This window comes from Cylindrospermum stagnale PCC 7417, assembly GCF_000317535.1.
Classification (GTDB): Bacteria; Cyanobacteriota; Cyanobacteriia; order Cyanobacteriales; family Nostocaceae; genus Cylindrospermum; species Cylindrospermum stagnale.
In genome coordinates, this window is record NC_019757.1 from 4,621,323 (window position 1) to 4,633,951 (window position 12,629).

The window sequence follows — 12,629 nt, forward strand, 5'->3', positions numbered from 1 at the left end:
AACAAAAACCCCTGCACCAATGGTGTAGGGGTTATTTATTTTATACCAACAGTATTAACTATCTTTTCCACCTTCACGGCTAGCAGTTTGGATGTAAAGAATTAGTAAAAACACGGTGGGAACTAGTACGAACAAAATGCTCGCTACGAACCCAAGCTCATTTACTTGCATGGCAAGAAAGCCTCTCTTTGATTTCCGGTCAACAACTTTAGAATAGCATCATCGATGGCAGAGTTAGCCCAAATTTTCTGCCTTTGCCAATGCTAATGACTGTTAAACCCAAAAACTTAAGGTTTCGTGACTACACTGACTGGGCCATTGACTAAGGTTTGACAGGCAAGACGGTAATTTTCGGGCTTTTTCTTAAATTTCTTGTTTTCTACATCTGTTCGGGGGGAAAGATTTTCGAGTCCTTCGACTATCTCGACAACGCAAGTGGCGCACTGTCCGTAGCCGCCACAATTGGTCATCTTGCTCAAGAATGTATATATATCAATGCCATTTTCTATAGCTTTGAGCCGGAGATTAGCACCATCTGCCGCCACTATTTCTTTATTTTCTTTCACAAATTTGATGTTGCCCATAACTAATCCCTTTCTGAGTGGTAGGTGTGGCTTGTAGCTTTGTGTTAACTAGGCTTGATTTGATATTTTACTTAATACTATCTGAATATGTTGCAAAATATTAAGAGATAAGAAGTTTAGCAAAGATGAGCAGGCAAAAAAATAGGACAGGTGATTTACCTGTCCTGGGAATCGGTAAGAGATTAACTTACCTAAACCCCACGGCTGCTTGCCAAACAAAAGCAAGTAACAAGAAGAATACGGGAATAACTGGGAGAACATCTACCAATGGGTCAAATATTTGGTAAGCTTCCGGCAGTTTTGCTAATAAAAGTGCTGCTTCCATGTTCGTTTAAATCCACCTAATCCAACACAGCTTTCATATTTGAAAAGTATCTTAACATGGTTTGGTGACTGGTCATTAGTGATTAGTGATTAGTCATTGGTGATTAACTCATGATCATCTCCTGCTGGTTCAGGGGAGTTAAGCCAGTGACCAAATTCGGCGATGAAGCGATCGCTTAATATGGCTTCGCGGATCTTTTGGGTAAAGCGAATGAGTTCGGTGATGTTGTGAATGCTTAACAAGGTGTAGGCTAAAATTTCTTGCGATCGCACTAAATGCGATATGTAAGCGCGGCTGAAGTTTTGACAGGCGTAACAAGGGCAAGTTTCGTCTAATGGCGTAAAATCTTCCCGAAATTTAGCATTTTTCAAATTCCAGCGTGTTCCTGAGACAATCGCCGTCCCATGTCTGGCCCATCTTGTAGGAATCACGCAGTCAAATAAATCGACACCAGAGGCGATCGCGATCGCCATTTCTCGATAAGTACCCACACCCATCAAATAACGCGGCTTGTCAGGTGGCAACAGCGGTGCCGTTGTTTGCACAATCTTGGCCATCAATTCTGGTGGTTCTCCCACACTCACACCACCAATGGCAAATCCTGGCAAATCTAACTTAGCTAAAGCTGTCGCTGCCTTGCTGCGTAGATCCAAATACACGCCCCCTTGGACAATAGCAAACAATGCCTGATCACTGCGGACATGTGCCGCTATACAGCGTTCTAACCAGCGGTAAGTGCGCTCAGTAGCCGCTTCAACTTCTTGACGAGTCGCTGGGTAGGGCGGACACTCATCAAATGCCATAATCACATCCGCCCCCAAAATACTCTGAATCTCAATCGAGCGTTCTGGCGTTAAGTTAATAATTTTGCCATCATGGGTCGAGCGAAAAGTTACACCCTCTTCTGTAATCTTTCGCATTTCACTCAAGCTGAAGACCTGAAACCCACCAGAATCTGTGAGCATCGGCCCGTCCCACCCCATAAACTTATGTAACCCACCACCGCCAGCGACAATCGCTTCCCCTGGTTGTAAGTGGAGATGATAAGTATTGGATAAAACCATTTGTGCTCCAGTGTCTCGCAGTTGGGCTGGAGTGATGGTTTTGACATTGGCCAGAGTCCCCACAGGCATAAATCTTGGGGTTTCTACAGGCCCATGAGGGGTAAAAAAAACCCCTGCCCTAGCTTTGGTCTGACTACAGCAGGCAAGACATTCAAAAGAAAAATTAGCGCTCAAAGCAAAAATAATACTATTTCGCTAAATTATAGACCTTTCTTGGGTTTCTCACCGCCCTAACTAAGCTTCTTTCTGGGCATGAAAGGCAGTTGCTACAACGGGGTTTAGCCCCGCAATGCCTAGTTCCCCAGATGGTTTATCATTTGCTAGTTAGAAGCAATCGGAACAGTCGTCATCCATTTCGGCATCCCATCTGGCTGAGAGCACTTGCTCCATCATCGCTTCTATGGCGCTGACATTAAAGTTACGCTCCCGTCGCTCTTGCAGGGGGGTCGAGAGCGGAATTAGCCGCAAACACATCCCTTCTTGCATTAGATCCAAGTAGGTTTCTTGCTGCGGGGACTGTTTTAGTTCCAGGTAATCAAAACTATGAACATTCAGATACAGGGCATTGTTAGCAACTAGGGTAGACCTTTGGGGGTTTGAAAATACTTCCATCACATCCCCTTCACCCTCGCTTAGTAGCTGATCTTCTTGGGTGTAGATGTAGTGGACTCGACCTAAATCAGTCAGTAATCGCCGCATGTCGAGCTTGTTCACAATGATGCCCGTGTTAATAATACACGGTGCTGGTATCCTGGTGTCGGGTAGATGGTGACTCATAGGAAAATAGCGATTGAGGGAAGGTGAGTGACAACACAGCTAAACAGTCAATTCAAGAGCTTGTTGACTCCCTACATTAAAAAAAATACCAATTTTGTAGGGCGACAAACTAATAACTTAGAGTAAGTTATTAGTTATAGAATACTGAACAAAATGATCCCTGAAGAAGTTGTAACTTTTTCAGTTAATCGTGTTTCTGTGGTAATTGATACTTAAAACCTTTTTTATACACTGAAAACAGCATAACAAAATTTTTCCTGTGAATCCCTGATACAAGTAAATCTTATCTAAAGCTTTAAAATCTACTACTGTTTCTTGTGCCGGAATTGTGAGCGTCATTCGCACCGATCTTTTATGACTAACGAATTGCAGTGGTGGAAACATCTCTGGTTACAGGTTACGGCGGCGATTATTTTTTATACGGTGATTCCCCTACCTTATATAAACGGGTTGGACTTGCGGGGGGTGGCGCGTCTGGCCCCAAGCGTAGGGCTGATGATTGGGGGCATTTTAGGATTATTGGATGGGGCGCTGAATTTTATCGGGATGCCTGTATTTACTCGTAGCGCAATCGTTGTCGGTGTTTGGATTGGGATTACGGGAGGACTGCATTTAGATGGGGCCATGGATACTGCTGACGGGTTGGCTGTGGGTGATCCAAAACGGCGACTGGCGGTGATGGCGGATAGTGCCACAGGTGCGTTTGGGGCAATGGCAGCGATCGCCTTGGTGCTGCTGAAAACAACTGCCTTGATAGATTTGCCAGAAAATCGGTTTTTATTGCTGATGGCGGCTTGTGGGTGGGGACGCTGGGGACAACAAGTAGCGATCGCTCGCTATCCTTACCTGAAACCCACTGGCAAAGGCGCATTACATAAACAAGCGATTCGTAGTTACAAAGATTTGTTACCAGGATTATTGTTGTTGATCGGCATGTCGGGTTTAACTTTGCTGCTATATCCCCAACGCCTAATTTTTGCTGTGGGGATGATATTTGTCGGGAGTGCGATCGCCATTCTGACAGCGGCATGGTTTAATCACAAATTAGGTGGACACACGGGAGATACTTACGGCGCAGTCGTTGAGTGGACTGAAGCTTTATTTCTCTGCTTACTGACAACACTCTGAGCAATTCCCAAAAATGCACCTTTATTTAATCGGTTGCAGCTTTGTCACCTTAAGTTTAAAAGTCCCAACCCCTGTTTCTCCAAAAGACCGGACACGAATGATATAAGTCCCCGTTTCGGCGATGCGGGTAAATAATAAGGAATTGCTGGTACCATCGGGTCCATCATCATTTTCTACCACTGTCGATCCATCAGGTGCCAGCAGTGTGATAATGCTGTCAAAGTTGTCTGAGGCGACATCAACCGCTAGATTATCGCCCTTATTCAATTTCACCGTATAATCACGGGCAAATCCCCCCTGACCTGTGGGAATGTCTTGTTCTGTGAGGGTATCAGAAAGTTCAGTACTATTAGGTAAAGAAATCGGGCTATACAATTTGTTTTGAGCATCAACTGCTCTGATACCTATGCCCATTGTCAGCAAGGTGACAGGAACAATGATGACTTTTCTTAAACCTGCTGCAAAAGCTTTATTCATAAATTTAATACAGTGTTCCCACAAAACACAGGGTAGTCGGGCTAATTATAAGCTTTTCAACTGTCTTTTACGGCAGTGGCAACCGCCGCTAATCCAAGGACTGTAATCCCATATTGACGAAGTGCGTACACAGCAGACTTGGCCGTGGCACCAGTTGTGTAAATGTCATCCACTAACAGCACTGGGGTATCTGGGGGATGGCGATGTAATACTTGCCCAACAGCAAAAGCGTCTGCCAAGTTTTTTTCTCGCTCAAAGCTTGATAAAATATGCTGCGCCTGAGTTTCTTTTGTTCGCTCTAAACCATTTATTTTTAATTTTAACCCAGTTGTTTGGCAGAAGCTTTGGGCTATCAGTGCCGCTTGGTTGTAACCACGTTCCTTTTGCCTGCTGGGGTGGAGTGGGATGGGCACAACCACAAGCTGTGTATCTTTCTGGGGGGATTTTAATAACCACGCCTCTCCTAACAAGTGACCCAAAGTCTGAGCGATTTGGGGTTGCTTGTCGTATTTCATCACGGCGATCGCTCTTTTGAGGCAACCGCCATAAAGCCCCCAGCCAAACACTGGTAAGGGCTGCTGCCACAGATAGCTAGGGTTTTTTAGGTGACAGTTTTGCAGTTGTTTGGTGCAATATTGACAAAACCTATCTGATGTGTTTCGTTGGCAGAGCGGGCAATTGGTTTGGAGAAAAAGGTTGAGTAAGCCTTTGAAATTCTGAGTCCAAGTGTGCATTTAGGGTTGATTGAGAAATTTAACGTAAACGCGATCGCATCTTGCTGTTTCTACACCTGTTGCTGGGTTATAACCGTTGCTTTCGTACAGCTTGACGGCTTCAACTAAAACACTGGCGGTTTCAATCCAAATTTCCTGAAAACCACGGGAGGCGATCGCTACTTCTAGCTGTTGTAACAAATATTTTCCCAATCCCAAACCCCTAACACTTGGTAAAAGATACATTTTGCGGATTTCTACAGCTTTTTCTCCCCGATGGATGGGGTAGTATGCAGCAGTACCAACCACCTGATTTTGGTGTTCTATTACCCAAAATTCGCCGCCGGTTGCTAAGTAACATTCTTCCACTTGCAGCACATCTCGGTCTGCGCCGTCGGGTTCCCAACCCAGACCATATTCTAATAGTACAGATTTAATCACTGTAGAGGCTGGGATGCGATCACCTACGGTGGGGCGTAGCCCATCGCTTTCTTCCCAATCACGAATTAAAAAATCTTGATAATAATCTTGCATCTAAAAAAATTTGAATTAGTAGAGAAACGACAGTAGCTGCCCCTTAAGCCTTTACAGGCAATATGATATCAAACTCAGTTCCTTGACCCAGCACCGAATTCACCTCGATTGTGCCGCCATGTTTCTCTAAAATAATTTGACGGGCAATTGCTAGCCCTAACCCAATACCCCGGCCTACAGGTTTGGTGGTAAACAAATAGTCAAAGATCCGCTTTTTTATTTCCTCTGTCATCCCCACACCATTATCAGCAATCCGAATCCTAATGTGCTGATCATCTAATAGGGTCGTACTAATTGTAATCCGATAGGGATTGGCGGTAATTTTCTGCAAACCGCGTCCTTGATGCAAATCTTCTAAGGACTCAATAGCGTTAGCCAACAAGTTCATAAAGACTTGGTTTAATTGACCAGGGAAGCATTCGATCAGGGGAATGTTTCCATAGTCTGTAATGACTTCGATATTGGACTGTGCTTTGTTGGCTTTTAGCCTATGTCTGAGAATCAGAATAGTGCTGTCAAGACCTTCATGGACGTTGAAAGGAACTTTATACTCATTATCGCTTCTAGAAAAGTTACGCAGACTGTTGCTGATGCTAAGAATACGATCAACGCCCAGCATCATCGAATTGAGCAGTTTGGGCAAGTCTTTCCACAGATATTCTAGGTCAATCGCCGCGATTTTTTCTTGAATCTCCGCCCCTGGATTGGGAAATTTTTGTTGGTAAAGGTTGATCAGTGTAAACAAATCATTGAGGTAATTCTGACAAGGTTCAAGGTTACCAGAAACAAAACAGACGGGGTTATTGATTTCATGGGCAATTCCCGCAACCAGGTTACCAAGGGCAGACATTTTTTCATGTTGCACTAGTTGTAATTGAGTTCGTTGGAGATGCTCGATAGTTTCTGCTAATTGGCGGGATTTATCTTTCTCAAGAGAATACAGACGTGCATTTTCTTCACTCAGATATTGAATGGATTGTCGCGATCGCTTTTGCTGTAACTCTGCCGATGCCCGGATGGCAAACAACTGGATAATTCCTTCCAGAATAGTTGGATGAAACATCGGTTTGCAACCGACAACATAAAGGACACCAATTGATTTACCATCAGCATCTTTAAGAGCTACACCATAATAGCTCTCGGCATCCAACGATGCTAACGCTTTGCTTTTTGGGAAGAATTGCTGGATATTTCTGGCACAAAAGTAGCTTCCCTCTTGCAATGCAGCTTTACAAGGTGTTGGCTCTGGATCATAGCAGTTCATTGATTCCAGTTTGCCGTTCTGCCAAAATGCCAATGAGTGCAATTTTCCATCTGATAATTCTGTTGCCACTGCGTAAGGAACATCTAATGCGAGGGACAAACTTCTTACCAATGCGGTGAAGAATTCTTCACCAGTGCTTGCTGCTGTTGCCTCGAAGACATATTTTAGGATGTTTTCAATGTTGTGATCGGCAACAGATATGTTATTAAAATTTTCTTCTGCTTCAAGCATAACTTGTTACTTCTAGTATAGGCGCTTAAGTGTGTATTCATAATGCTGATTAAACCACACAAACATAGCACGTAAGTTTAGAGAAGCAGTTGCTATCTGTCTAAAGGAATAGATAATGCCGGAATCACAGTATAAAAGCAACAACAAGAATGTTCATCATCACCGCTCATCTGATTGCAAACCATACCAGCCATACCAATGACGCACCGCTAGCCAAACAGCACTAAGCAAGCCGGCAACGCTGAGAGTAAGACCGCTGAATGGTATTAATAAACCGAAGACCGGTAACACAGCCCCAGAAATTGTACAGATGATCGCAGCTAGGGAAGCACGACGGTTTGAACCTAAGCCATAAGTCAAAGCTAGTAAAATCAGGGAAATAAACGTCCAAGCAAGCTGGGCATTGATTAACCGCCCCAGATAGGTCAAAGTCAGCAGACAAGCGAAGAAAATACCAGCTGCGATCGCCACATTTTTTAAACTCATGGGCAGTGATAAATATAGCAACAATATCCACCACAAAAATAAAGCTGGTGTTAGAAGCAACAACCGGGGAAAGATGCCAGTTTTACCAATGGGTAGGCTGTTGGTAAACACACCAAAAGGGTTTTTGACAGAAACATTGTCATTAAATATCCAAGTAAATTGGGTGCTGTTGCCATCAACTTTAATATCATTAGGTACAATGCCACTAGCAAAATCTACAGGACTAAATTTAGCGATCGCTAACAGGCGGAAGTTAGACAGCAACTGCTCCCCGGCGCTATAAACCCAGCGCGGCCCCCCTTTCGCCCGATAGGTAACGCGAAAGGTGGTTTCTTGTCCAGGTTGCAAGCGGAAGGGAAAGCCATAGTCACCTGGATTCGTTTGTTGTAACCTGGTCTTGTCACGCTCTACTTTATAGCTCTCCAGTAGAGAGTAACCGTTGGGTGGCGGTGCTTCAAAGAAAAAACTATTAATATCTGTGAGTTTGTTAACAACTTTGTAGTCGGCGGTGTAGTCTACGTTATAAATGGCGCTGCGTCCTTTGACATCTATGCTTTGGTCAAGATTAACTTGAATTTGCGAACCAGCCAGAGTCAGGAAGCGAGTGAATTTTTGGGTAGAATTTACCTTAACTATCTTGTCTTTGACTTGAGTAGTGTAAGTGTATGGCTCCTCAGCAATGTAGCGCACCTGTGGCGCGATTTGCTCAAGCTTATCACCAGCAACACTTTCGGCTACTTGAGTTACCTTGGCTTGTTCCCAGTGGTGGTAGCGATTGCTCAATGTTGAACAGAGAAAAAAGCCCGGTACTATGAGAACTAATATCAGGGCTAAATGTTGTAACCCCCGCAAAAGCTGGGAGTAATGCAGCGCCCATTCACCAAAAAAAACCAGTTGTTCTGACTTGTTTCGCTGTAGGGAAAAACTCATCAGTGCAATGGCAATTCCTAAAGCTATAACTAAAAATACTAATAATAGTGAACCTTGGAGAACCTGAGTACCAAATTGCACTAACTCAGCCGGATGTGTTAAATCGGGTAATCCGGGAACGCCTTGAGCAGAAGTAGGCATGGGCAGGTATTTAGATAATTTTATACACCTGACCTATTTTATATATTAAAAGTTTCTAGAAAAATAGCAGTACAAATCAAAAAGCGGAATAATTCTTGGTTGGTTTAGAATTACCCCGCTTTTGTAGAATGTTAAACACACAGATGCACTCTTCAGCGCACCCCTAATTGCCATACAAACTGTTCCCCTGAAATAATTTCCCTATTTTCAATCAGATTACTGACCACAATTCAGTTTTACTATTTGCAATTTGAAAAAGCTTAATCGCTGGATGTCGGCTTCAAAAATAGCCAGGCGACAAAGAAAGTCGCTGCTGTAAATAGTTGCATCAGATCCAACGCAGACAGATAACCATCTGCGAAGGAAGCAATACTGCGGTCGGTGATGCCAAATAGCCAAGATGAGATGCCAAATAGCCAAATGCCATTCTTGAGAGTTCCTAAGAACTCTTTAGAGTCTGATAGTTGCTGGTCGTTCATGATCTTGTGCTCCATTTATTGAAGAAACTAGCGAGCGTAACGTGCTGGAGGCAATCAATCAACTGAGAACTTTTTCAACTCCTGACACTGAATTTACATTTACATTAATAAATGTTTCAAGTACTTGACTTCACTACCTACAGATACATCTCCGCATCTAGATTTTCCTCCTTTGGTTCTGTCGCCTTTGGGGGAGGGCAATAACTTGAATACTCAACTCCTCAGCCAGGGGCTAAAGCACTTTTGTTGCTTAATCACCAATAAAGTATACAAAAATTTATTTGTAAATATAATACACCATAAGACAGAGATAATTCAAGTGATCAATCAGACAGCAGCCTTTCTGTATTAAACATCTCCGACAAAGAATGTAGAGACGTTGCATGCAACGTCTCTACAAGGGTTCTGGAAGCCGGATATTTGTTTTCTGGAGATATCTATTAGCTAAACAAGGATTTGACACGCCAAGAAGTACTCAGCATCTACTTTCTGCCGATTTCATCCTTGGGATACTCATCGCTCAGGAGGAAAACTTAGTTAAATTAAAGGTGGCAATAGTCGATAAATTGAATGACCGCAATCCAGTTTCCCAATTTACCTGATGCACAGCGAAGTCAATACAGCACTCTGCCGCAGTTAGGGCTAGTTTGCATCACCGTTGATAAACAAGTGCGCTTTCGGACAATGACGCGCACGCGCTACTTGCAACTATCTCTAGAACAACGCCAAAGCAGTCTCAGAGAAATCTATCAGCATAATTTACAACGTTTGGATAAAGCATTATCTTTCTGTCAGGAGAATAATCTTCAGCTTTATCGAATGTCTTCGGCTTTATTTCCCTTGAGTGATATGGAAGACGAAATCGGCGCCAACATATTAGAGGAAATGAGCGCTGATTTAGGCAAAATTGGGCAACGGGCCCAAGCATTAGGCATCAGAATGGTGCTGCATCCTGATCAATATGTGGTGTTGAGTTCTGAATCTGCGGAAGTTGTGCAAACAAGTATTAAAATTTTGGCACGACATGCCCGCACAATGGATTTGCTGGGCTTACCTCAGTCACCTTGGTCTTTGATGAATATTCATGGGGGCAAATCTCAACGCGCTGATCAACTGGTGGGGGTGATCTCAGAGTTGCCAGAAACAATCAAAAGCCGCTTGACTTTTGAGAATGATGAATACGCCTACAGCGCTAGTGAAATTTTAGCAGTGTGTCAACGCGCTGGTGTACCAATGGTGTTTGATGCTCATCATCATATTTGTCACGAAAAATTAGACAGCTATGATCATCCGAGTGTAGCGTCGATGTTTTACGCAGCGCGGGAAACTTGGAAAAATCCAGATTGGCAATTAGTGCATATTTCCAACGGGGAAACGGCTTTCAACGATCGCAAGCATAGCGATTTAATCAGCGCGATGCCTGATGTCTACCATCAAGCACCTTGGATAGAAGTGGAAGCTAAACACAAGGAAAATGCGATCGCTTATTTGCGCTCTTGGTGGTTAATGCCGAATAATAAAAAATAAAAGATGGCGATCGCAATTGATTTTGGTACTAGCAACACAGTTATAGCCCGCTGGAATCCCGTTACCCAGCAGGCAGAAACCATTAATCTACCTGGTTTATCAATTCAACAAAGTCTCAATCCACCGCTGATTCCCAGCTTGGTTTATGTGGAAGATGCAACTCAGGGTAAAGTCTTAGTAGGGCAACAAGTGCGCGATCGCGGTCTTGACCTCAAAGGCGAAACCCGATTTTTCCGTAGCTTCAAACGGGGTATTGGTGCAGATATCCAAGGTTTTTTACCCGAACTTGATGGGCAAATCGTCACCTTTGAGAAAGTCGGGGAATGGTTTCTCAACAAGGTAATTGAGGAATTAGCACCTCTGGAAGGCGGGTTAGATTCTCTAGTTTTAACTGTACCTGTAGATAGTTTTGAAGCTTATCGCCATTGGTTAGGCAAAGTTTGTCAATCCCTGAGAGTCGAACAGGTGCGGATGCTGGATGAACCCACCGCAGCCGCTTTGGGTTATGGTTTGGCAAATCAAGAAATGGTCTTGGTAATTGACTTTGGTGGCGGTACTTTGGATTTATCTCTTGTGCGCTTAGATCAATCTCTGCAAGGGACTTCTAAACCTTTGGGATTTCTGCTCAAATGGGGTAACAAATCCCTCGCCGAAGACTCCAAGCAAAAGGTAAAAACCGCCCGTGTTCTGGCGAAAGCTGGGCAAAATTTAGGCGGTACTGATATTGATAATTGGTTAGTAGATTACTTTGCCAAAACTCAAGGATTGGCGGTAAGTCCCCTGACAACGCGGCTAGCGGAACGGGTGAAAATTCAGTTATCTACTCAAAACCAAGCCAGTGAGGTGTATTTTGATGATGAGACGTTTGAAAGTTATGAACTGGAATTAACCCGCGAAGCTTTAGAAGTTGTCCTTAAAGAACATGGGTTTTTTGAGTTGCTGGATGAGTCGATGACATCTCTCTTGCAGCAAGCGCGACGCCAAGGGATAGAAATTGCCGATATTAATGCAGTGTTGTTAGTTGGTGGTACCGTGCAATTACCCGCAGTGCAGACATGGGTAAAACAGTACTTTGAACCGGAAAAAATTCGTTGTACACGTCCTTTTGAAGCGATCGCTCAAGGTGCGCTGCAATTAGCGCAAGGTGTGGAAATCAAAGACTTTCTCTATCATAGTTATGGTGTCCGCTATTGGGATCGTCGCAAAGGTCGCCACAATTGGCACCCAATTATTAAAGCAGGACAGGCTTACCCTATGAGTCAGCCGGTAGATTTAGTTTTAGGCGCTTCTTTAGAGAATCAGCCCAGCATTGAGTTAATTATCGGGGAATTGGGAGCAGAGACAGGTGGTACCGAAGTTTATTTTGATGGCGATCGCTTAATTACGCGCCGGCTTGAGGGTGGTGTGACAACCGTTAAACCTCTCAACGATCAAGAAGGGGCGCGAAGTATTGCCCAGCTTACCCCTCCCGGCTATCCAGGAAGCGATCGCATTAAAATTTTGTTTCAAGTTGATGAACAACGCTTTTTACGCATCACCGTTGAAGACTTATTAACCAATAACACCCTATTAGAAAATCAACTTGTGGCACAGTTGAGTTAGATAGGGGTAATTAGTCAAATCTGATAATTTTTAAGAATACCCATGATCAAACTAGCCTGCGTAGACAGGCTTTGTTCCGGTAGCCCCAGGCTTCAGCCTGTAGGCGAATAAACCTACTATTTACTATTTAAGTCCCCAACCTCAAAAGTTTGCCCTTCTACTGTTACTTTGTCGCCTGAGACTAATTTCCGTCCTCGTCTGATTTCAACCGTGCCATTGACTTTTACATCACCATCAACGATCATCAGTTTGGCTTGCCCTCCACTGGGGGCTACACCCATTAACTTTAAAAACTGGTCAAGTTTAATCATCTGGGCACTTGTCAAAACTAATTCACGCTGCATACAACAACTTAATTTTATATTAG

The 12,629-nt window shown here is 43.7% G+C and carries 16 protein-coding genes; 4 read left to right on the forward strand and 12 right to left on the reverse strand.

Annotated features, from left to right (window positions below; genetic code table 11):
* Window positions 1-54 precede the first annotated feature (54 nt).
* The 5 genes from psbM to CYLST_RS19380 all read right to left on the reverse strand — a co-directional run bounded on the left by psbM (window position 55) and on the right by CYLST_RS19380 (window position 2,750).
* Entirely contained in the window at window positions 55-171 is a 117-nt protein-coding gene (gene psbM / locus CYLST_RS33510) for a photosystem II reaction center protein PsbM (RefSeq protein ID WP_015209425.1), read from the reverse strand.
* Window positions 172-287: 116 nt separating this feature from the next.
* Entirely contained in the window at window positions 288-584 is a 297-nt protein-coding gene (locus CYLST_RS19370) for a 2Fe-2S iron-sulfur cluster-binding protein (protein ID WP_015209426.1), read from the reverse strand.
* 187 nt (window positions 585-771) lie between these two features.
* The gene (locus tag CYLST_RS32775) at window positions 772-909 is read right to left on the reverse strand and encodes a photosystem II reaction center protein K (RefSeq protein ID WP_006195022.1); all 138 of its coding nucleotides are present in this window, start codon (window positions 907-909) and stop codon (window positions 772-774) included.
* Window positions 910-998: 89 nt separating this feature from the next.
* A complete protein-coding gene (gene tgt / locus CYLST_RS19375) occupies window positions 999-2,147 on the reverse strand; it encodes a tRNA guanosine(34) transglycosylase Tgt (RefSeq protein ID WP_015209427.1) in 1,149 nt (382 codons plus the stop codon).
* 150 nt (window positions 2,148-2,297) lie between these two features.
* On the reverse strand, window positions 2,298-2,750 hold the full coding sequence (locus CYLST_RS19380) for a hypothetical protein (protein WP_015209428.1): 453 nt from the start codon (window positions 2,748-2,750) through the stop codon (window positions 2,298-2,300).
* A gap of 354 nt (window positions 2,751-3,104) precedes the next feature.
* Between CYLST_RS19380 and cobS the strand changes: the two genes are divergently transcribed.
* Window positions 3,105-3,878 carry an adenosylcobinamide-GDP ribazoletransferase gene (cobS, locus tag CYLST_RS19385; protein WP_015209429.1) on the forward strand — a complete coding sequence of 258 codons (774 nt, stop codon included), beginning with the start codon at window positions 3,105-3,107 and terminating at the stop codon, window positions 3,876-3,878.
* A 21-nt stretch (window positions 3,879-3,899) separates the two neighbouring features.
* On the opposite strand, the gene CYLST_RS19390 is transcribed toward cobS, so the two are convergent.
* The 6 genes from CYLST_RS19390 to CYLST_RS19415 all read right to left on the reverse strand — a co-directional run bounded on the left by CYLST_RS19390 (window position 3,900) and on the right by CYLST_RS19415 (window position 9,133).
* Window positions 3,900-4,355, reverse strand: coding sequence for a PPC domain-containing protein (locus CYLST_RS19390; protein ID WP_015209430.1), 456 nt, complete (start codon window positions 4,353-4,355; stop codon window positions 3,900-3,902).
* A gap of 56 nt (window positions 4,356-4,411) precedes the next feature.
* Window positions 4,412-5,089 (reverse strand): ComF family protein, encoded by a 678-nt coding sequence (locus CYLST_RS19395; protein WP_015209431.1) that lies wholly within the window; start codon window positions 5,087-5,089, stop codon window positions 4,412-4,414.
* Entirely contained in the window at window positions 5,090-5,602 is a 513-nt protein-coding gene (locus CYLST_RS19400) for a GNAT family N-acetyltransferase (protein WP_015209432.1), read from the reverse strand.
* A 43-nt stretch (window positions 5,603-5,645) separates the two neighbouring features.
* The gene (locus CYLST_RS32380) at window positions 5,646-7,097 is read right to left on the reverse strand and encodes an ATP-binding protein (RefSeq protein WP_015209433.1); all 1,452 of its coding nucleotides are present in this window, start codon (window positions 7,095-7,097) and stop codon (window positions 5,646-5,648) included.
* 159 nt (window positions 7,098-7,256) lie between these two features.
* Window positions 7,257-8,654 carry a hypothetical protein gene (locus tag CYLST_RS19410; RefSeq protein WP_015209434.1) on the reverse strand — a complete coding sequence of 466 codons (1,398 nt, stop codon included), beginning with the start codon at window positions 8,652-8,654 and terminating at the stop codon, window positions 7,257-7,259.
* Between the two features lie 260 nt (window positions 8,655-8,914).
* Window positions 8,915-9,133, reverse strand: a complete 219-nt coding sequence (locus CYLST_RS19415; RefSeq protein ID WP_015209435.1) for a hypothetical protein — start codon at window positions 9,131-9,133, stop codon at window positions 8,915-8,917.
* A gap of 383 nt (window positions 9,134-9,516) precedes the next feature.
* Here CYLST_RS19415 and CYLST_RS34670 point away from each other — a divergent pair, with 383 nt between their 5' ends.
* The 3 genes from CYLST_RS34670 to CYLST_RS19425 are packed head-to-tail and all read left to right on the forward strand — an operon-like array spanning window position 9,517 to window position 12,262.
* The gene (locus CYLST_RS34670; protein WP_015209436.1) at window positions 9,517-9,735 is read left to right on the forward strand and encodes a hypothetical protein; all 219 of its coding nucleotides are present in this window, start codon (window positions 9,517-9,519) and stop codon (window positions 9,733-9,735) included.
* The gene (gene uvsE / locus CYLST_RS19420) at window positions 9,704-10,660 is read left to right on the forward strand and encodes a UV DNA damage repair endonuclease UvsE (RefSeq protein WP_015209437.1); all 957 of its coding nucleotides are present in this window, start codon (window positions 9,704-9,706) and stop codon (window positions 10,658-10,660) included. Before CYLST_RS34670 ends, uvsE begins: the two co-directional genes overlap by 32 nt.
* 3 nt (window positions 10,661-10,663) lie before the next feature.
* Window positions 10,664-12,262, forward strand: coding sequence for an Hsp70 family protein (locus CYLST_RS19425; protein WP_015209438.1), 1,599 nt, complete (start codon window positions 10,664-10,666; stop codon window positions 12,260-12,262).
* A gap of 116 nt (window positions 12,263-12,378) precedes the next feature.
* Here CYLST_RS19425 and CYLST_RS19430 read toward each other — a convergent pair whose 3' ends face one another.
* Window positions 12,379-12,573 carry an RNA-binding S4 domain-containing protein gene (locus CYLST_RS19430; protein WP_041233746.1) on the reverse strand — a complete coding sequence of 65 codons (195 nt, stop codon included), beginning with the start codon at window positions 12,571-12,573 and terminating at the stop codon, window positions 12,379-12,381.
* Window positions 12,574-12,629 lie beyond the last annotated feature (56 nt).